Origin of the sequence: Sediminibacillus massiliensis (assembly GCF_900156915.1) — a bacterium.
Classification (GTDB): Bacteria; Bacillota; Bacilli; order Bacillales; family Amphibacillaceae; genus Sediminibacillus_A; species Sediminibacillus_A massiliensis.
In genome coordinates this window covers 2032764-2053974 of sequence record NZ_LT732535.1, presented here as the reverse complement: position 1 = coordinate 2053974, position 21211 = coordinate 2032764, and the positions used below count along the sequence as shown (strand labels likewise).

Annotated in this window: 13 protein-coding genes; 11 read left to right on the top strand and 2 right to left on the bottom strand. The window is 41.8% G+C overall.

What is annotated here, in order from left to right:
* The first annotated feature begins 13 nt into the window (after window positions 1–13).
* From CZ434_RS11150 to CZ434_RS11130, 5 genes are all read left to right on the top strand, one after another.
* Window positions 14–1318, top strand: a complete 1305-nt coding sequence (locus CZ434_RS11150) for an amidohydrolase family protein (RefSeq protein WP_077623214.1) — start codon at window positions 14–16, stop codon at window positions 1316–1318.
* Window positions 1299–3437 (top strand): Sip1-related alpha-galactosidase, encoded by a 2139-nt coding sequence (locus CZ434_RS11145; RefSeq protein ID WP_077623213.1) that lies wholly within the window; start codon window positions 1299–1301, stop codon window positions 3435–3437. Before CZ434_RS11150 ends, CZ434_RS11145 begins: the two co-directional genes overlap by 20 nt.
* 35 nt (window positions 3438–3472) lie before the next feature.
* Window positions 3473–4120, top strand: a complete 648-nt coding sequence (locus CZ434_RS11140; protein WP_077623212.1) for a YesL family protein — start codon at window positions 3473–3475, stop codon at window positions 4118–4120.
* A gap of 246 nt (window positions 4121–4366) precedes the next feature.
* A complete protein-coding gene (gene betC, locus CZ434_RS11135) occupies window positions 4367–5827 on the top strand; it encodes a choline-sulfatase (RefSeq protein WP_077623211.1) in 1461 nt (486 codons plus the stop codon).
* A 50-nt stretch (window positions 5828–5877) separates the two neighbouring features.
* On the top strand, window positions 5878–7761 hold the full coding sequence (locus CZ434_RS11130; protein ID WP_077623210.1) for a beta-N-acetylhexosaminidase: 1884 nt from the start codon (window positions 5878–5880) through the stop codon (window positions 7759–7761).
* A 54-nt stretch (window positions 7762–7815) separates the two neighbouring features.
* Here the strand turns inward: CZ434_RS11130 and gtfA are convergent, their stop codons facing one another.
* Window positions 7816–9285, bottom strand: a complete 1470-nt coding sequence (gtfA, locus tag CZ434_RS11125) for a sucrose phosphorylase (protein ID WP_077623209.1) — start codon at window positions 9283–9285, stop codon at window positions 7816–7818.
* Between the two features lie 585 nt (window positions 9286–9870).
* On the opposite strand from gtfA, the gene CZ434_RS11120 reads away from it, so the two are divergent.
* The 6 genes from CZ434_RS11120 (at window position 9871) to CZ434_RS11095 (ending at window position 20338) form a co-directional block, all read left to right on the top strand.
* Window positions 9871–11166: an ABC transporter substrate-binding protein gene (locus CZ434_RS11120; protein WP_077623208.1), complete on the top strand. Its 1296-nt coding sequence runs from the start codon at window positions 9871–9873 to the stop codon at window positions 11164–11166.
* A gap of 467 nt (window positions 11167–11633) precedes the next feature.
* Entirely contained in the window at window positions 11634–12554 is a 921-nt protein-coding gene (locus CZ434_RS11115; protein ID WP_077623207.1) for a carbohydrate ABC transporter permease, read from the top strand.
* A complete protein-coding gene (locus CZ434_RS11110) occupies window positions 12554–13459 on the top strand; it encodes a carbohydrate ABC transporter permease (RefSeq protein ID WP_281252265.1) in 906 nt (301 codons plus the stop codon). The genes CZ434_RS11115 and CZ434_RS11110 overlap by 1 nt, the downstream gene beginning before the upstream one ends.
* Window positions 13460–13580: 121 nt before the next feature.
* A complete protein-coding gene (locus CZ434_RS11105; protein ID WP_077623206.1) occupies window positions 13581–16055 on the top strand; it encodes an alpha-mannosidase in 2475 nt (824 codons plus the stop codon).
* 48 nt (window positions 16056–16103) lie between these two features.
* On the top strand, window positions 16104–16910 hold the full coding sequence (locus CZ434_RS11100) for a DeoR/GlpR family DNA-binding transcription regulator (RefSeq protein ID WP_077623205.1): 807 nt from the start codon (window positions 16104–16106) through the stop codon (window positions 16908–16910).
* A 281-nt stretch (window positions 16911–17191) separates the two neighbouring features.
* On the top strand, window positions 17192–20338 hold the full coding sequence (locus tag CZ434_RS11095; protein WP_077623204.1) for an alpha-mannosidase: 3147 nt from the start codon (window positions 17192–17194) through the stop codon (window positions 20336–20338).
* A gap of 337 nt (window positions 20339–20675) precedes the next feature.
* On the opposite strand, the gene CZ434_RS11090 is transcribed toward CZ434_RS11095, so the two are convergent.
* The gene (locus CZ434_RS11090) at window positions 20676–21200 is read right to left on the bottom strand and encodes a competence protein ComK (RefSeq protein WP_077623203.1); all 525 of its coding nucleotides are present in this window, start codon (window positions 21198–21200) and stop codon (window positions 20676–20678) included.
* Window positions 21201–21211 lie beyond the last annotated feature (11 nt).

Sequence of the window (21211 nt, the reverse complement as noted above, 5' to 3'; positions counted from 1 at the left end):
AGGAGAATGTACTTTGAATGCAATTTCAGAACACATACAAAATCTTCGTATCATCGATGGGCATGAACATTTAATTCCACAGAAAGACCGTAAAGCGATGGATGCTGGTTTTTTTGACCTTCTGCATTATGTCAGTTCAGATCTGATAACCGCCGGTATGGACCCAGCTTTTTTTAATAAAAACAATAATCATATATCTGTGGAAGAGAAAGCTAAGATCTTTCTTCACTACTGGAAGGAAACCAAAAATACTACTTACGCACAAATGCTCAGGTGGGCGGTAGAAGATCTTTATGGCATGGAAGATTGGTCTGTAGAAGGGATTTGTGCTCTTAATGAACGGATCAAGGAGGCTTCCAGCGATCCAAACCTTTATCAAAAAGTGCTAAAAGAACGTTCTGGGATTGATCTCGCCTTTACGCTTATCTTTACTACTAAGGTAGACTTTCAATTTTTCAGGCCGGTTATGTGGATGGACCATACATATAAACTCAGGTCTCTAAAGGACATCGAGTCGTTAGAAAAGGAATCTGGACGGAATATTTACGAATTTGATGACCTCTTGCAGACGGTCGATCTCATTATAGAAAAGTATGTAGCAGAAGGTATGGTCGCCACAAAAATCGGGGCAGCTTATTGGAGGACCTTACATGTAGAGAAACCGACTAAGGAAGACGCAGCAAAAGCATTTAATAAAATGAAAACGTATTACCTGGGTGAGTCTTTATCCCAGCACGAGGCCAAGCCCTTGCAAGACTTCATCATCCACCGTGTAATCAGGAGATCGGCGGAATGCGATATTCCGATTCAGATTCATACCGGCCATCAGGAGCCAAGTGTTTCTTCCAACGGAAACCTGGTCACGAACTCCAAGGTGACAGACTTGATTCCATTATTGCTGGAGTATAAGAGTGCTAAATTTGTCCTTTTGCACGGAGGATATCCTTACAGTAATGAATTTATGTCTGTGGTGAAAAATTTTCCCAATACCTTTGCCGACTTGACCTGGTGTTATATCTTGACTCCTACAGCAACAAAGCAAATGATTGCTCAAATGATAGAAATGATTCCTCAATCAAAAATCATTGGCTTTGGCGGGGACTACAGCCAAGTCGAGGGAACATATGCTCACGCCAAATTGGCACGCAAAGTGCTTTCAGAGGTTTTGGCAGAGAAGGTAGCCTGTGGGGATATGGGTGAGTCCGATGCAATCGATTTTGCCAGTAAAGTACTTAGAAATAATTTAATAGATCTATATAAACTAGATTTAGAACCAGTCTCTTTAAGGGAGGATATCTATGCAAAGCAATCTGAATAATGATTTCGTTCAACTTTTTCTTGGTGGAGAAAAAATATTCAGCGGAGTATATTTGGAACTCCATTTGGCTCAAGCAGGTAAAATTGACTTAGAATTCGTCGAGTTGAAGAAAGACAGTAAAGAGAATCAGTTTGGGGAGTATGAGCGACTCGAATATCTATATAAGCATGGTGACATGGTTGACTTTTCCTTCATTTTGCATTGCTTCGATAATTCCATCCATGCTTTTACAGATATTACTGTTCATAGTGAACGACTTTTTGGCAGGAATGATTATCTTTTATCGGAAAAGAGTGTACTTATCAAGATAAAGAACGAAGAAAGTGTGAACGGACTTGTTTCTTATTACCGGCATAAGGACTGGTGGACAAGACCTCATTTCTCCCATGATTTTTCGACCATTCCATCCAGTACGCAGGCATTAATTTGGAAGGGCGATGGCTCTTATTATTATTTGGTTCCAGTGACTGGGCCAGTGTTTAAATCGGAAGCAGCAGGGACAGATAATGGGTTTCAACTATCTGTTTCTTCCTATGACGACAGCAGAAACGAGTGCAAGACGCCAGTATTTGTCATGGGAAAAGACCAAAACCCATTCCATCTCTCCAATCAAGTGACAAGTGAAGTGTTGAAATTAAGTGGAAAAACAAACCGAACGATAGCAGGTAAGCAGTATCCCGAGAAGTTGGATTACTTAGGATGGTGCAGCTGGGATGCCTTTTATCAAAAAGTTAATGAAGATGGCATTCTGGACAAAATGAAAGAACTGAAAGAAAAGAAAGTTCCTGTTAAATGGTTAATGATAGACGATGGCTGGTCGCAAACAAACAATGAACGGTTAACTGGATTAGAGCCGGATACTGTTAAATTCCCCAATGCCTTTAAAAATTTAACAAATGAATTGAAAGATGAGTATGGGGTCCTTTCAGTAGGTGTCTGGCATACACTGGCAGGCTATTGGGGTGGAATCGATCCAGAAAGTCCACTGGCCGGAGATTTGGCGCCAAACTTGTACAAAACGAAGAGTAATAAACTTATTCCGTATCCTGACAAAGGGAAAGGGTTTGGATTTTGGGATGCATGGCATTCTTATTTGAAGGAACAAGGCATTGACTTTGTAAAGGTAGATGGTCAAAGTGCGATAAACAATTTCATGATGGGTGATATGAGTGTGGGGGAGTCATCCATCGAGACACATAAAGCGTTGGAAGCTTCTGTAGGTATTCATTTTGACCAATGTATGATCAACTGTATGGGGATGGCTCCGGAGAATATATGGAACAGACCCGCATCCTCTCTATCAAGGAGCAGTGACGATTTTGTGCCGGAAGATGAAAATGGCTTTTCTGAGCATGTGATGCAAAACGTTTATAACTCTTTCTATCATGGAGAACTGTATTGGGGAGACTGGGACATGTTCTGGACGACTCATCAGGATGCAAAGCGGCACGCCTTATTAAGGGCGATTAGCGGAGGCCCGATTTATACAAGCGACCCTGTCGGCCAGACTGATGAAAAAATTCTATGGCCTCTTCTTTATAATGATGGCCGTATCCTGCGGTGCGATCAACCTGGCAGGCCTACTGCAGATACATTGTTGGTAGATCCCACCAATGGGGAGTTTCCGCTCAAAGTCTGGAATACTAGTAACGGGATTGGTCTTTTGGCCGCTTTTAATATATCAGATGGTCGGGCTAACGGGACAATTAGCCCAGCTGACATCGAAGGGATTTATGCAGAGAATTTCTATGTGTATGATTATTTCAATCAAACAATCGCATCCCTGGAACCACGGGAATCGATAGAAATTTCCCTTAACGAAAGGGAAGATGCTTTATATTTCATTGTTCCGCAAAACAATCCTATTCAACCTATTGGCCTCCTAAATAAATTTGTTTCACCTGCTTCATTTGCAGTGCAGTATAGGACAAAAGATAAAATTGCGGTTAGTTTAAGGGAAGGTGGCCTCTTTAGTTTTATATCGGAAGAAGTGCCGGGAAAAGTAACTGTTAACGGTGAAGAAGTACCTGTAGACAGGTTGGATGACAACGGTTCTGTATATTCAATTGATTGCTCGGATGTTCAAGATACAGCGAGTTTAATAGAAATAAGCTGCTAGAATTATAGCTAAATGAGAAAAAGGAGTGGTTTTTCATGCAGCAAGGATGGAAAAGCGGACTGGCGAGATTTGCAGACTGGTTCTCGAGAATGGCTTATATTAATTTGATGTGGATTGGCTTTACCATAATGGGACTGGTTGTCTTCGGCTTTATACCGGCTACGACGGCGATGTTTTCGGTGATGCGGAAATGGATCAAAGGAGATCTTGATTCCTCAGTCTTAAAAACTTTCTGGGGCTATTACAGGCAAGAGTTTATTAAGTCCAACCTTGCTGGTGTTGGAATGCTGATTATTGGTTATGTGCTGTATGTCGACTTATTCTTATTTGAGCTCGGATCTATGCCGTTGATCCAAATCCCTGTCTACATTCTTGCTGTTTTGTATTTATTGATGTGTGCATTCTTTTTTACTATTTATGTGCAGTTTGACCTGAAGTGGTACCAGTATATGAAAATGGCTTTCTTGATGGCTTTTGCTGCTCCTTTTCGTGCTGTTTCGATGTTGGTATCAGGTTATCTGGTATTCTTTCTTATGACAAAAATGTCGGTAGTGATGATTTTCTTCCTGGGCAGTTTTATCAGTTACCTATGGCTGATGATCTCTTTGCCGACATTCAGCAAACTGGAGAATCCCCACTCCAAAGGTCATCAGAGTAAAATGGACGCGAAATCATCTGCCTGACTTGCGTTTTCATAAAAGCTTCTATACTCAACACCGCTTCGTCAGCATACTTGGATTTCCGCGGCCCGTGCTAATGGAAAGTAAAGTGTTCTTCCGAAGTAAGTGCATGCACTAGAAAAGAAGAAATTGAATTGTCGCTATGCGTTAAATGTAGAGGCTGGTGCGGTGCTTTCGGTGATGAGTGTTTCGGATTGGGCGAGTATTTAGATAGAAATCTTAAATAAAAAAGGAAGGTGACGGCAATTTATGACATATGCCAAACCAAACATTGTCGTGGTTATGGCGGATCAAATGGCTTTTGATGTGGTAGGTGCTTTAGGGCATCCGGCTGTAAAAACGCCAAATATCGACAAACTAGTCCACGAAGGTGTTGCGTTTGAAAATGCCTATTGTAACTCCCCTATATGCGCCCCCTCGAGAGCTTCATTTGTCGCCGGTCAGTATCCAAGTAATATAGGAGTCTATGACAACGGATCAGAGCTGTCCGCAGACACACCTACTTTTTTGCACCATTTAAGGCGTGGAGGATATGAAACAGTCCTATCAGGTAAAATGCATTTTATCGGGCCTGATCAATTGCATGGATTTGAACGTCGGCTGACCAAAGATATTCACACAACTGCTTTTGATTTGACGCCGGATTGGAGTGAAGGAGTTTACCATAATCCTGGTACTGGGGTTAAGAGATTAAAAAAACCTGGAAAAATGGAGCTCAATAATAACTTAGATTACGATGAAAAAGTATTAAACCGGACGTTGGAACAAATCCGGACATTTAAAAGAAGAAAAGAGGAGACTCAGAGACCCTTCTTTTTATGTTCATCCTTCTTTCATCCGCATGATCCATTTCATATAACCGAAGAGTATTGGAACATGTATGAAGATACCCCAATTCCCATGCCTGAAGTAACTGGGGAAGAATTAGAAGACATGCATCCTTTTAATCAATGGATTCAAACCCATCATGAGCTGGATATTTGTCAGTTGTCCGAGGAGGAGATACGACAGAATCGCCGTGCGTATTATGGCATGGTTACATACTTCGACGATAAGGTGGGCCAAATTGTCAAGGAACTGGAACGGTTGGAAATGAGAGATAGTACCATTATCGTGGTGACAAGCGATCACGGAGAAATGCTTGGAGAACATGGGATGTGGTTTAAACGGACATTCTATGATCCAGCTGCAAAAATCCCGTTGATCATCTCTCATCCCGAGCGGTTTCCGGCTGGCAAGAAGGTGAGCGAATCCGTATCACTGGTTGATTTAGCTGCCACATTCATGACAGTGGCTGACGTCCCGGAATGTGACAAGTGGCTGGCAAAAATGGATGGAGATAGCTTTGAAGCGCTATTGGCTGGGGAAGAAGCAGACTGGAAAGATGAAGTGATTTCGGAATACTATGGCGAGGGCCCTGTACAGCCGATGATCATGCTGAGAGCTGGAAACTTCAAGTATGTATATGTCCATGAACATGATTCTTTATTGTTTGATTTGAAAAAAGATCCTAACGAAATAAAAAATCTAGCCCAGTCGCCAGAATACAAACAGCTTCTCAGTAAGTTTGAAGAACGGATACTATCAGAATTTGATATGGAGCAAATCAAAAAAGATACTCTTCAGAGCCAAGAGGAAAGAATAGTGCTCTCTGAATCATTGAAAACCGGCATTGTAACTGACTGGAACCAAGATGGAACAGATCTTTGAATGGCAGCAGACGGAATCGAATGGAAAATTCGTCAAAAGGGGAGTTTATCATGAACATACATTTTACGGGAGAGACAAGCGACTTTAAAAAAGGGTTATCCATCTTAGCGGAGGAACTCGGGATAGAAGAAAGTGCCCATGGCTTCCCTGTGAAAGTGGAAAAACGGACAGGGCCTATTCGTGTCGTTTCTACTAAAGATGGGGCTGTAATTTCTTGTGAGAAAAAGATCCACTTTTTCCGGGCGGTTGGTTTATTTTTGGAAAAAATAAAGGTGGAGACCGAGTTTGAGTTAAAGGAGACACCCCAATTTGATATGAATGGAGTTATGATAGATGCTTCAAGAAACGGAGTCATGAGAGTTGAAACTATTCGCAACATGCTAAGGAAAATGGCGCTGATGGGTCTTGATGTGGTAATGCTCTACACTGAGGATACTTATGAGATCAAAAAATACCCATACTTTGGTTATATGCGGGGCCGTTATACGGAAGAAGAGTTAAAGGATTGTGATGAATATGCAAGTGAACTGGGTATCGAAATGATTCCTTGTATCCAAACCTTAGCCCATTTGACAGAAGCTTTGAAATGGAATTATGCCGGTGATATCAAAGACACAGATGACATCCTTCTCGTAGGGGAAGAAGAGACATATGCCTTTATCAAGGAAATGATTCAGGCAGCGAGCAGACCGTTTAATTCGAAGCGGATTCATATCGGAATGGACGAAGCTCACAGACTAGGATTGGGGAGGTATTTGGACAAACACGGATACAGGCACCGGTTCTCCATCATGAATGAGCACTTGCAGAGGGTGGCCGGTATTGCGGAAGAGTGTGAATTAAGACCGATGATCTGGAGTGATATGTATTTCAGGCTTGGCTCGAAAAAGGGTGGGTACTATGATTTAGAGGCTGAAGTCCCCAAAGACGTCGTGGATACCATACCGTCTAATACCCAATTGGTTTATTGGGATTACTACCATACTGACGAAAATTTCTACCGGCAATTTATCAACAAACATAAAGAGTTTGGATCAGCTCCAATATTTGCTGGCGGAATATGGACCTGGAATGGAATTGCCCCGAATTATGGTATTACTTTTGCAACTACAAACGCAGCGTTGGCTGCCTGCAAGAAAACTGGTGTCAAAGAAGTATTCGCCACCATGTGGGGGGACAACGGTGCGGAAACGAATCCACTGGCGGGGCTGGCCGGTATGCAGTTGTTTGCTGAGCACGGATATGCGAAGGAAGTGAACCAAGAACACTTGGCTGAGCGTTTTTCTTTTTGTGTAGGAGGTAATTTGAACGACTTCCTGGCTTTAAATGATTTCGACGAAACCCCTGGCGTTTCAAAGAATAATTTAAAGGAATCTCATCCATCCAAGTTTTTGTTATACCAGGATGTATTGCTGGGTCTGTATGACCAAAATATTATAGGGCTTTCAATGAACGAGCATTACCGGAAATTAGCAGAGCGACTGGAAAATGTTCAATTCGACAATACAGATTGGGGTCCTTTGTTTGATTATTATTTACAGTTAGCCCGTGTGTTAAGTATTAAATCAGAATTAGGCCTTAAACTGAAAGAGGCATATGACGATAAGGACAGAAAGCTGGTCGAAGATTATAAGGAGCAGCTGCTCCCGTTAAGAGATATGGTCGATCAGTTGCGGATAAATCATCGAAGGCTTTGGCTTGCTACTAACAAGCCGTTCGGATGGGAAGTTTTGGATATCCGTTATGGAGGGATTATCACCCGACTTAGCACGGCTCATGACAGGTTGACCGATTGGCTGGGAGGAAAGATAGACAAGATAGAAGAGTTGGAGGAAGCCAGACTTTATCATGATGCACCATGGGTGATGCCGGAAGGTGCTCTTGGCAGAAATGCTTATCATCGCATCGTCACTGCTGGGGCATTTTCCAATTAAACCGGGCAAGAAAAAATACCGAGCAGCCTTGAGGGCCCTCGGTATTTTTTCTTGTTAAACGTTATAGGAAGTCAGATTGCCTTGATCATCTGTGTATTCGATGACCGTCCTATTGGTATGTAAGTCAACTTGCAGTATGCAGTGTTTGTTATCCTCCTCCCAAGAAAGCTTAATCTCTTCATTAGTGGAATTCATCACGGAAAACTGTCCGTCGAAGGCAGGATATTCATTCCGGAATTCAATCAGTTTCATCAGCCTTTGGACAACATCCTTTGCCAAAGATTCGTCGATTTCTTCTAAGGTGAAATTGTGACGGTTGATTTCCCGATTTTCTCCCGTATCTTTCACAGCCTGGTAATCATTTTCCCCCGCCAGCAACCCTGCATAATAAACTTGTGGCACCCCGGGTACGAAGAATTGAACTGCTCGAGCTGCTATATATGCATCGTCATCCCGTCCAAGCAAAGAGTAGATGGTGCCATTTATCTGATGAACATCAAAACCGTCTTCTGCCTTGTGTTCATCAGACAAAATCAAACTGAGGCTGGCTCCTCTTTCCAAACACGTGTCGACTACATTCCTAGCTTCTTGTGTATCTATTAAACCTTCCATATCCGGTAATATAGGAATGCCGTCATGACAGTCCAGCATCGTGAATTGTTTTTGAGGCCGCCCTTTTAGATATTCACGTAAAGCCTTGCTCGATTTGTTTATAAATGTATCGAGGATAGTGTAGGGCAAAATGAAATCGTAAATCCAAAAACCATGTTCGGCCAGTTTGTACTGTGTTGTGTAGTGTGCATGCACTTCTGGAAGCAGTTCTATGTCCAAGGAATCTGCCAATTCTTTCATCCAGTCAAGGAAGTTGTATATCTCAGGTTCTACAAAAAAACAGCTTGTTCCCAGTTTTTTAATAACATAACCCACCGCGTCCAATCGGACTATCTTGATGTTGTTTTCATGGAATTTATGGAAGAAATCGGTGAAAAGCTGTTTCACTTTTTCTGAATGAATATCCAATTCTACTTGTTCGGAGGGGTCTTCTTTTCCAAAGGTCGTCCATACTAGCTCAGGTTCTCCAGTTTTCTCAATTACATAGGAAGAGTAAGGTCTTTCCCTTCTAAGGAATATTTTATCCACGTCTTCCTGAACAGGGGCGCCATCTTCCCAAACTTTATCGAGAGTAATGAACATGTCCGCATACTCGGATTCCCTGCCCTCTTTTAAAAAGCTCCGAAAAAATACCGATTGTTTCGAAATATGGTTAACCATCAAATCAACCAGCACATCAAAGTTCTCCCCGATCAACTTTATGTCATCCCATGTACCGAAATCAGGCTCAATTTCTAAGTAGGTAGTTGGGGCAAAGCCTCTGTCGCCAGAAGAGGGGAAAGGCGGCAGGATATGTACTCCACCTTTAAATAAATCAGAAAAATTTCTGGTAAGTACTTTGTGGAGTGATTTCAAATTTCCACCGAGTGAATCAGGATAAGTAATGAGTTGTACTTGATTTTTTACTGTCATGTATTTTTCCTCCTACAAGTTAGATAGGCAGAATAGTCTTTGAATCTCTAAGAAGAGAAGGTGGTGTGGAAACCCTTACAACAAAGGAGATGCAAAGAATATGGAAGATTGGTAGAGCAAATGAATTGCTCTGTGGTTTTTTGTTGATTTGTGAATAATGTTAACTGAACGATTTTGTAATGTCAATTGTCAATTACTTATTAAATAAATCGCAACTAGAAATAAGACTTATTGATTTTCCTTTTAAAAGCTATGTAAGTAATACATTTTTAAGCTGTATATATGATTATGTGAGTTTTTGCCGGATACAGTTAGGGAGTTAGTTGTTTCAAATGATTATTTAGACTTTTCTGAATTCAACTTTGACTTTTGAATGTTTTTGTTGTAAATTACTTTATGAGCAGTCAACAAACCACAAAAATAAGTGGTGTTAGTTGTTTTTTATTTTTAATTACTTTTAATGAAAGCGTTTTATTCTATGGTGTTGGCTGATTTACTCACAAGCTTCATTGACGCAATCTGGCGGAGGGGAGGTTTCCTGTTTAATTTAACAATATCCAAAGAATATCAAAGGGGAGAAATAGTGTGACTAAAAGATTTTTTTCTATTTTGCTGTTGGTAGTAGTAGGTGCGATAATTGCCGGTTGCAGTGGAGGAGATTCATCAAATGCATCTTCCGGTGATTCCGAGGTAGTAGAGTTAGAGTTTTGGACATTTTGGGGCGGTGGGGCCAGAAATGAGTTAATCGAAGGCCTGGTAGAAGATTTTAATGAATCACAAGATGAAATTAAAGTGGACCACTTATTTGTACCATGGGATGATATTTGGACGAAAAACTTAGCTCAAATAGCTGCTGGTAACCCGCCCGATGTGATTGTTAATGATATCAGAACGGTCAGCCAGCGGGCTGAAAAGAATCAGAACACTAATCTATCTGAATATGTCGACGAGGAAATGAAAGATAGCTTCTTCCCTAATCAGTGGGAGACAGTTGTACATGAAGGAGAGCCGTATGCACTGCCATTTACCACTGATACACGATTGCTTTATTACAATAAAGACCTATTTGAGGAAGTAGGACTTGATCCGGAGCAGCCTCCAACTACTTGGCAGGAGCTTGAAGAGTATGCTGCGAAACTGGACAAGAAAGAAGGAGACAGGTATGAACAAATCGGTTTTTATCCACTATACGGAAACAGTGGACCGGATGTCTGGCTGACAAGTGGGGATGGAGGTCGCCATTATACAGATGAGAATGGGGACGCCTTCATAAACACGCCGGAAAAGGTGGAAGCCCTCGAGTGGCTGAGGGGATGGTCGGAGAAGTATGGACAGCGGAACGTTGATGATTTCCAAGCCAACTTCAATGGCGGCGGAAGCGATCCATTCTTAATGGGACAGCTTGGCATGATGGTCCATACCGGAACATATTATTCCGATGTGTTGGAAGTTGCGCCTGATATGAACATTGGAGTAGCACCGATTCCGGAAAAAGAACCTGGCTCTGGACACTGGAGTCAAGGTGGTGGTTTTGTCATGGAAATTCCTTATGGAGCAAAACATCCTGAAGCATCCTTTGAGTTTATTAAATATCTGACAAGTGAAGAAGTGCAGAAGAAATATGCAGTGGAAACGTTTGATAATATCGCCCATATCGAAGCTTCTCAGCAGGCAATAGAAGAGTTATCCGGTCAGCAAAAAGACGTCTATGCACTAACAGTAGAAAACTTGGATTCTACTGTATTGTGGATGCCGCCTTTGGAACTCCCGAGGCCTGAAGATATTGTTAATCCCCTCGTGGAACAGGCTGTTCGGGGAGATTTAACCCCGCAAGAAGCCTTAGACCAGGCGCAGCAAGAAGTCGAAGCAGAATTAGAATAATAGTCAAAGGGAGTGGTTTTTACCGATGGTAGAAACCACTCCCTAATTGGCAGTATGTCTTTCACAATGATAAAAAGGAACACCTGAAAGAATGAGTATGAAGAAAAAGGCTGATCTTTGATGGGTAACGATACTTTGCCGCTTCCCACGGGCGCTGCCTCAGCCTTTAGAAGCATTCCCTACGGAAGCAATATTTTTCCGCAACGTTTTATTACTGCTCATCCTGAAAAAAATGGAAGAAAGCCGTATTAAAGTTAGTAAGAAGTTTATAAATTTTGTGTTTAATGTCCTATCTCTTAAAAAACAATTTATTTAGTTACCTGTTATTTGTTGATACTCAACTTGGTTAAAAATGGCGAAGGTGCAGCATTTTTGGTTTTCTCATCGAAAAAAATGGAGCTTTTCCAGAAAATGTTGGAGGGGCTTGTTTCCGATAGATTAGTTCAGGAATGAGAAAGGGGAACAATATGTTTAACAAAAAAAACAAGCTTTCTAAAATGCAGAGAAGAGAAGCGTTACAAGGTTATGTGTTTGTTTTTCCATGGGTATTTGGTTTTATCGTGTTTATGGCTGGTCCAATGTTGTTTTCCCTGTATGCGAGTTTTACAGATTACGATGTTACCTCCAGGATGAACTTTATCGGATTAGCGAACTTCAAAGAACTATTCACACAGGATTCTTTTTTCTGGGTCTCGCTTTATAACACTTTGTACTATGTGATCTGGACTGTACCTATCACAACAGTCGGTGCTATTCTTTTGAGTGTTTTCCTGACTGGAGGAGTTCCAGGGATGCGCGTATTCCGGACGTTGTATTATCTCCCGGCAGTACTGTCGGGTGTGGCCGTGTTTTTACTATGGATGCAGTTATTAGCCCCCTCGGCAGGTTTAATTAATATTGTACTTGAATGGTTTGGCATCAGAGGTCCTTCCTGGCTGTTTGATCCGGCCTGGACGAAACCAGCCTTAATATTGATGAAAACATGGGCCGTGGGCGCTTCCATGCTGCTTTATTTAGCTGTGCTTCAAAATGTTCCCGATCAATTATATGAAGCGGCTGAATTGGATGGTGCAAATGCGTGGCATCGATTCCGCCATATAACTTTACCGATGATTACGCCGGTTATCTTTTTTGATATCGTCACGACTACTATTGGCGGATTTCAAGTTTTTCAAGAAGCGCTGGTAATGTCGCCAGAGGGAGATGGCGGTCCGCAAAGTTCTATGTTGTTCTATAATTTTTACATGTATAAGCAGGCCTTTGAGCAATTCAATATGGGATATGCCTCTGCAATGGCCTGGATTTTATTCATGGTCATCATGGTGATCACTTTGCTGAATCTCAAAGTTGGCAAGAAATGGGTCTATTATGAAGGGGAGGATAAATAATGAGTGTGAAAAAAGCGAAAGTATTGTTGCCCCAACCGTCAAAGACAAAAGATACCTCTTACATGCAAAAAATGCAATTTAAGAAAAATATTAAAAAATGGATTATTTTTATCATTCTGGCAGTCGGCAGTCTAACCATGTTGTCTCCGCTGTGGTGGATGGTTTCCACAGCTTTGAAACCAATGGATGAGATCATGAGCGGGGCTCCTACATTTATACCGGAAACCATTAAGTGGTCAAACTTTGTCGAGGCTTGGCAATCCGCACCGTTTACCCGTTATTTATTCAACTCTCTGTTTGTTACTTCTATTACAGTAATAGCGAATGTTCTTTCCAATGCCTTTGTCGCATACGGTTTTGCCAAGATAAAATTCCGTGGCAGAAATGTGCTGTTTGCTATTTTATTGGCGACAATGATGATTCCTGGATTTGTCATGATGATTCCTCAATATATATTGTTTGCGAAAATCGGCTGGGTCAATACTTATCTACCGCTGATAGTACCACATGTATTTGGAAGTGCCTTTTTCATCTTTCTGTTGAGGCAGTTTTTTATGACAATTCCCAATGAATTAATTGAAGCAGCCAAAATGGATGGAGCCAACCATTTTTACATTTGGTCGCGATTGATGCTTCCTTTAATTAAGCCGGCCCTTGCTACAGTTGCTATTTTCGCATTCAACGCTTCTTGGAACGACTTGATCAATCCATTGCTGTATCTAAGCGATGAATCGAAATACACCCTGCAATTGGGTTTGGCTACATTCCAGGGCAGAGTCCATACACAATGGAATTACCTGATGTCTGCTTCCGTGCTCGTTATGCTGCCGGTTCTGATTATCTTCTTCATCTTCCAGAAATATTTTATCCAAGGAATGAACTTAACTGGAGGATCGAAGGGTTAATAGGCGCAAAAGGGATGATGAGGAAATTATCGCTGCAGTTGGAAGAGCTGATAGTGGCATCGTGATGAAAGACTGATTGCCCGTCAATGAAATAAAAAGGCTCAAGTAAGGGGGACTAAATATGGAAAAACCAACTTTGGAAAAAGACCGACGACACGTGCCAAAGTCGAGGAAAAAGGCATTACACATGATAGGGAACGCTCATCTGGATCCTGTATGGCTTTGGCAGTGGCAGGAAGGATTTCAAGAGACAAAGGCTACATTTCGGTCAGCGCTTGATCGTATGAAAGAGTATCCAGAATTTGTTTTTACAAATAGTTCTGCAGCGAATTATGAATGGATTGAAAATAATGAACCAGAAATGTTTGAGGAAATTAGGCAACGGGTTGAGGAAGGTCGCTGGGAAATTGTTGGCGGTTGGTGGGTTCAGCCTGATTGCAATATTCCCGGAGGTGAGTCTTTTGTTCGTCAAGGATTATATGGTCAGCGTTATTTCAAGGGAAAATTTGGGGTCACCGCTAAAGTCGGTTATAACGTAGACAGTTTTGGCCACCATGGTATGCTTCCGCAAATCCTGCAGAAAAGTGGATTGGATTACTACGTGATGATGCGCCCAAGCCCTCAGGAGAAAGGATTGCCTGGACGTTTGTTCTGGTGGGAGTCGGATGATGGATCCAGGGTGCTCACTTACCGTATCCCATATGAATATTGCACCTGGGGACGTGATATTGAGAAGCATGTCAACAGGAATGTAGGAGAACTGAAGGGTCTGGATAATGAGTTAATGTGTTTTTATGGAGTCGGAAACCATGGCGGGGGACCGACTAAAGAGAATATTGAAAGTATAAAACATCTAAATGATGATGCCGCTTACCCCAATCTCGTTTTAAGTACGCCAAACCGCTTTTTTTCTGGTGTACTCGAAAAAGAACTGCCTTTCCCGGTTGTTCATGATGACTTGCAACATCATGCAAGTGGCTGTTATTCAGCTCATTCCGGAATTAAAAAATGGAATCGGGAGGCGGAAAATGCCTTGTTGAAAGCTGAGAAATTCTCAACTTTCGCAAACTGGACTACTGGTCAAAAGTATCCGTTGCATGAGTATAAACGGGCCTGGAGAAATGTCCTGTTCAATCAATTCCATGATATTCTGGCTGGAACTTCACTGAAGGAAGCTTATGATGATGCCAGAAACATGCATGGAGAAGCAATGTCCATTTCAGACAGGGGATTAAATTATGCCCTTCAATCCCTGTCTTGGAGGATAAATATTGAAGAAGAAGAGGGCATGAGACCAATCGTTGTCTTCAACCCTCATTCATGGACCAGCAAAGTAAACGTTGAGTTGGAAGTGGGAGGGTTATCTGAATCTGCTATTCTTACAGATGAAGAGGATAGAGCGGTTCCAATGCAGACAGTTCAGTCCCATGCAACTGCAGAAGGGCGAAACAGGATAAGCTTCATAGCCGATATTCCATCCATGGGTTATCGTGTGTACAAAATATTTAAAAGGCCATCGACACGATCATTTTCGACAGTTGAAGCGGATGATACAACTTTGGAGAACGAAACATACCGGGTTGAAATAGACCCGCAAACAGGATTTGTGATAAGTCTGTACGATAAAAAGAAACACCTGGAATTATTGGGAGGGCCCGGTGCACGTCCTGTTGTTATGGAAGACGAGAGTGATACCTGGTCACACAATATCTTGCGCTATGACAAGAAAATCGGTGAATTCAAAGCAAAATCTGTCCGTTTGGTAGAGCATGGACCGGTCAAATCGGTCATCCGGGTGGAAAGTGAATATGGTAAGTCTGCCATTATCCAGGATTTTACCATGTTCAAAGAACTTAATCAGATTGAAGTACACGTAACAGTCAATTGGCAGGAACAGTTTAAAGTGCTCAAATTAAAATTCCCTGTCGACCTTATCTTCCGAAAGGGTACTTATGAAATCCCGTACGGAACAATTGTAAGAGAGTGCAATGGAGAGGAAGAGCCGGGTCAGAGCTGGATTGATCTATCAGGCACCCATCCTTCAACAGGTGAAATGTATGGTTTAAGCATAATTAATAATGGAAAATACAGTTTCGACATGAACAATAAAGAGATGAGTTTAACCGTTCTGCGCAGCCCTATTTACGCTCACCACGATCCGAAAGAACCCCAGGAAAAAGAGCATTATACGTTCATCGATCAAGGTATTCAGACGTTCAGCTATTCTTTGTTACCCCATGAAGGAAATTGGGAAACAGCCGGAACAGTAAAAAGTGCCGCTGAACTTAATCAAAAGCCTGTATCGATAATAGAAACATACCACAAGGGTGAACTGCCACAGAAGGATTCCTTTATGGAAGTCGAAGGAGACAATGTGATTGTCTCTGTTGTGAAGCAGGCAGAAGATAACGAAGATCTTATTATCCGTGCATATGAAACAAACAATGATGAAGCTGTGGCAAGCATCAAACTAAAGAAATGGAATCGTGTCATAGAGGCAGAATTCAAGCCATCAGAGATTAAGACATTCCGAATATCCAAAGACCATGCTATACCAGCAACGGAAACCAATTTACTGGAATGGACGGAATTTTAATGGGATGTTATCGGAAAATGCAAAAAGCATTAACAGGGGGGTTAAGTCATGATCGTAGTAGAAAGAAGAAAAAGAATTAAGGAAGTAATTGTCAAAGAAAAAAGCGTCAAAGTATCGGACCTTGTAAAAAAGTTCGGGGTATCCGAAGAGACGATAAGGCGTGACTTAACTCACTTGGAACAGGAGGGGATTTTACAAAAAAACTATGGCGGCGCCATTTTGGTTACCGAATTAAAAAAGAGCCTTGATTTTGTATTGCCCGTACAACAAAGGAAACATCAATTCCATTTAGAAAAAGAATTAATCGGGCGAAAAGCCGCCGAGCTTGTCCGAGAAGATCAAATCCTGATTCTCGATGCGGGGTCTACTACATGGCATGTTCCCCGATATTTAAATGGTGTAGAGGATTTGATGGTCATAACCAATGCGTTGAACATAGCGGAGGAATGTGCAAAAAATGAAACAACGTCCATTTACTTACTTGGGGGTAAACTGCGTAGGAACTCGATAAGTACTGTTGGCCCTCAAGCTGAAGTGGAATTGAAGAACTATAATGCCGACTTCGTATTTTTAGGGACTTCAGGAATTTCACTGAGACAGGGATTTACCAGTTCGGACTTATACGAATCAGAAATGAAACGGGCGATGGTGAATGCGGCTCAGAAGATTGTAGTACTTGCCGATCATAGTAAATTGCAGAAGGCGGGCCTCACTTCGTTTTGTGACTTTGAACAAGTTGATATTTTCATTACCAGTGATCTTGCAGATAAGAATGTGCTTGCTGAAATTGAAAAGTGGGGTGTCGATGTAATTGTTGTATCTACAAAGGAAGAGCAGCTGGAAGGTATCGATTAAAAGGAGGTGCATCGGGAAGACGTCTAACTATTCATGAATATAAAGGTGAGAAACTTGAATGGTTGCTATGAAAAATGGATAACTTTTTAAAATTTAACCGGCAGATAGGTCTCTAAATGTAGAAGGATTTACATATAACCAAGAGCCGATCATTGATTCAGAGTTCGGTGGTATTGCCTATAAAAAAAGTGACCGACAGGATGGAGATACACAGCTGCTGAACTGGAAACGGAAAACCTATGAAAACGGAATATGCATTAATAAATTGCGGGGTGGTTCTTATGTATTTTACTGAGGAGAAAATCAAAAGTCACTTACAAGATATAAAAGAAACTATTTATCGAGATACACAGGATATTCAGGCATTTAAGTATCAGGAAACGGATTTTGGTGCAGAAGAAAAAGAGGCACATAAACCCTCTTTTGATGATTCGAGTTGGAAAGATTTTTTTATCGGTGATTCGTGGGGCGGGTATGACAAGGGGGCCTGGTTCCGTACTACTGTTCCCATACCCGAAGACTGGAAAGATCAGAAGTTGGTGCTCCAATTCCATGTAGGTCCCCGTGATGGGGCTGGGTCTACTGCCGAGACATTACTTTATGTAAACGGTAAGCCTCTGCAAGGGATCGATATCTGGCATGAAGATGCTTGGCTCCCGCATGAGTATAAACAAGGTGGTACTATCCATATCGCCTTGAAAGCATGGAGTGGTGTCTTGAATGTGCCGGACTATAGACGCTTCAAGCTCGCCCGATTGGCAGTAGTCGATGAGCCTGCCGAGCGTTATTTCTATCAAGCAGATACAGTACTGAAAGCGATTGAAGAACTTGATAAAAACGCCTTCCGGCGGTCCAGGATACTTAAAGCTTTGAATGAGTCTATGCAGCGGGTGGACTTTCTAAAACCAAAATCCGATATGTATTATCGTTCCATAGAAGAAGCTGCTGATTATCTAGAAGGAAAAATAAAAGAAATGGCAGAGGTCGAAGAAATGAAACCCAAAGTGGTTACCCTGGGTCACTCCCATATTGATATGGCATGGCTCTGGCGGCTTGTTCATTCCAGGGAGAAGGCTTCCAGAACCTTCTCAACCGTGTTGAACTTAATGCGTCAATATCCAGAATACCGGTATATCCATACCTCCCCGCAACTTTACAAGTATTTAAAAGAAGATTATCCGGAGATTTATGAACAGATAAAAGAAAGAATCTCTTCAGGCGAATGGGAAATCACAGGAGGGATGTGGATAGAGCCGGATACAAACATACCAAACGGTGAATCCTTGATCCGTCAGATCTTGCTTGGAAAACAATTCATGAAACAAGAATTCGGCGTCGATACCAAAGTAGTGTGGCTGCCGGATGTATTCGGATATTCCTGGGCGCTGCCGCAAATCATGAAAAAAAGCGGAATCGAGACATTCATGACCACCAAAATAAGTTGGAGTCAGTACAACCGGTTTCCGCATGATACATTCAATTGGCGCGGTATGGATGGCACCGAGATTTTGACGCACTTCATCACAACCCCGGAAAGAGATTCACATCCTTATACATACAACGGAATGGTGGAACCATACAGCGTAAAAGGAGTCTGGGATTCCTATAAGCAAAAGGACATTAACGATGAACTGCTCATTGCGTTTGGATGGGGCGATGGGGGCGGAGGTCCTACCAAAGAAATGATCGAATCCGCCCGTGCCATGAAAAACCTGCCTGGCATTCCCAAGGTGGAAATGGGTAAAGCGGAGCCATATTTTAAAAGGTTGCACGACAGGTTGAAGGAGAAAAAAGTGCCGGTTTGGGATGGCGAACTTTACTTGGAGTATCATCGTGGTACCTATACTTCCCAAGCATCGTTAAAACGGGCGAATCGTAAAGCTGAAATTACTTATCATAATGCAGAATGGCTTGGCGTGGTCAATCATTTGCAGAATGGTTATAAACCAGCTTCTTCTACATTAAGAGAAGGATGGGAAATGCTGCTGTTGAATCAATTCCATGATATCCTTCCGGGTTCTTCGATTCGTCAGGTGAATGAAGATGCCAGGAAAGATTATCAGACGGTTCAGGAAATCGGCGATCAAGCGCTGGTTGAGTCTCGCGGTTCTATTACGAATGAAATAAAGGCCGACCACGATAGTTTAGTAGTTTTTAACGGTCTATCATACAACCGGGATGGCATAATCGAAGTGCCGGTTTCCAATAGTTTTACAGAATCAATGACAGTTGAGGATGGTTACGGGAACAAAGCTCCGGCACAATTAATGGAAAGCGGGGACGATCGAAAGTTGGCAGTTGAAGCAAAAAACGTGCCTGCTCTCGGTTATAAAACGTTTAAGATTACGGAGAGAAACAAGAAGCAATCCAGCCTGGTGATACAGAAGGATTATCTGGAAAATGATTATTATGCTATTCGACTAAATGATCATGGTCAAATGACTTCCATTTATGATAAGCGTGCAGAGAGAGAAGTGCTCTCCGGGGGTACCTGCGGAAACGTCTTTCAAGCATTTGAAGATAAACCAATGAAATTCGATGCATGGGATGTTGACTTGTTCTATCAGGAAAAAATGCGTGAGGTTACCGACCTGATCGGTGTTAAAGTTGTAGAGAAGGGTCCGCTGCGAAGTGTTCTTTGTTTGCAATGGTCCTTCTATGACTCGTTGATCACCCAAAATATCATCTTATATAAAAATTCATCAAGGATAGATTTCCAAACGGAGATTGATTGGCAGGAAAAACAAACATTATTGAAAGTCGCCTTTCCGGTCAACGTCCGGTCCACAAAAGCAACGTACGATATTCAATTTGGAAACATCGAACGCCCGACACACTGGAACACCAGTTGGGATTATGCAAAATTCGAAGTGGCCGGCCAAAAATGGGTGGATGTTTCAGAAGGGAACTACGGAGTTGCCTTGTTGAATGATTGCAAGTACGGACACGATGTGAAGGACAGTGTCATCAGGTTAACATTGATCAAATCTTCCATCAGTCCGGATGAGACGGCTGATCGCTGTAAACATCAATTTACTTATAGTCTCCTTCCACATCAATTTGACTGGAAGAACGGCCATGTAATCGAGGAAGGGTATAATCTGAACAACCCATTGCTGGCAGCGGAAGTGAGGGCTAATAAGACCGGAAAACTGGATGATACTTATCAATTTGCATCGATAGACTCCGATCACATTATACTGGAAACTGTTAAGGAGGCTGAACAGGACGGTGCTGTAATTGTGCGTCTTTATGAAACTAAACAATATCGCAGTAAAAATGTTAAGTTATCGTTTGCTCATCTTGTAACAAATGCAGTGGAATGTAATCTCATAGAAGAAGAAGAGAAAGAGCTGTCTTTTGATGGCAAGACGGTAACATTCGATATCAATCCATACGAAATAAAAACATTTAAACTATGGTTCTAATCGAACCGTCAAAAGGGGGCTTTTCAGTAAGGCATCATTCTTTCCGATGGATATCCCACCAGATCAACTAACACGATTTTGATACATGGAAAGAAGATTAAAAGGGCTTGGGTGACAGGTTTACTAGAAAAAGAATTACAGGCAGCAAACTTAGATAATAGTAATCTTTTGACAGTCAAAGTACATGGCATGGGGTTTAACCACTGTACGCTTGATTTGATTTTGAATTGAGTATCTAAAGGGAAGTGCGGATTTGAATCGCCTTCTTCCCTTTAGATAGAGTTTTAATCATAGATTTTAGATCTAAGCCAACTCCTTTTTGTATAGTGTCTTTATATTAAAACTGGTAATTCGGTTTCAAAATGGTCTGGATGAAACTTGGATAGTCTGATTGCAGTTTATATGTCAATTGGCTTGCTGCCAGGGCTGTCCGCTGCCTTTGATTCTCGAGAACGAAATGGGATTCCTGTAACGGAAGCTTAATCCCGTTGTCAAAGATGATCATCGATTTTTCTGTTGGTTTATTAGCAAGTGGTTTGATCGATAGAATGTGGTGATAAAAAATCCACGCACAGGAAAATAGTGATGGGGATTGTGTAGGAAAGGCATAGATGTGTTTCCCCGGGTTAATCGGGATCGGAGTTTTTCGTTTACTGCCAGTTTGATACATGACTGCTTTCCGCCGCCCATCATAGCTTGCGCCAGCTTCCAAACAAGCTGTTTTAATCAGTTGGAGTGGTGTTTGACTGATATGAAATGTTTTGTCTCCTTCTAATACGATCGTAGCATAGTCGATATGTGCTGCTGGTAATAAAGCCAAGGTTTTTTCGTTGATTTCATAATGGTTTAGTACCTCATTCATTACTAAAGTCA

Coding starts and splice junctions, on each gene's coding strand:
- CZ434_RS11145 (WP_077623213.1), top strand. CDS start 1,299: ATGCAAAGCAATCTGAATAATGATTTCGTTCAACTTTTTCTTGGTGGA.
- CZ434_RS11140 (WP_077623212.1), top strand. CDS start 3,473: ATGCAGCAAGGATGGAAAAGCGGACTGGCGAGATTTGCAGACTGGTTC.
- betC (WP_077623211.1), top strand. CDS start 4,367: ATGACATATGCCAAACCAAACATTGTCGTGGTTATGGCGGATCAAATG.
- CZ434_RS11130 (WP_077623210.1), top strand. CDS start 5,878: ATGAACATACATTTTACGGGAGAGACAAGCGACTTTAAAAAAGGGTTA.
- gtfA (WP_077623209.1), bottom strand. CDS start 9,285: ATGACAGTAAAAAATCAAGTACAACTCATTACTTATCCTGATTCACTC.
- CZ434_RS11115 (WP_077623207.1), top strand. CDS start 11,634: ATGTTTAACAAAAAAAACAAGCTTTCTAAAATGCAGAGAAGAGAAGCG.
- CZ434_RS11110 (WP_281252265.1), top strand. CDS start 12,554: ATGAGTGTGAAAAAAGCGAAAGTATTGTTGCCCCAACCGTCAAAGACA.
- CZ434_RS11105 (WP_077623206.1), top strand. CDS start 13,581: ATGGAAAAACCAACTTTGGAAAAAGACCGACGACACGTGCCAAAGTCG.
- CZ434_RS11100 (WP_077623205.1), top strand. CDS start 16,104: ATGATCGTAGTAGAAAGAAGAAAAAGAATTAAGGAAGTAATTGTCAAA.
- CZ434_RS11095 (WP_077623204.1), top strand. CDS start 17,192: ATGTATTTTACTGAGGAGAAAATCAAAAGTCACTTACAAGATATAAAA.
- CZ434_RS11090 (WP_077623203.1), bottom strand. CDS start 21,200: ATGAATGAGGTACTAAACCATTATGAAATCAACGAAAAAACCTTGGCT.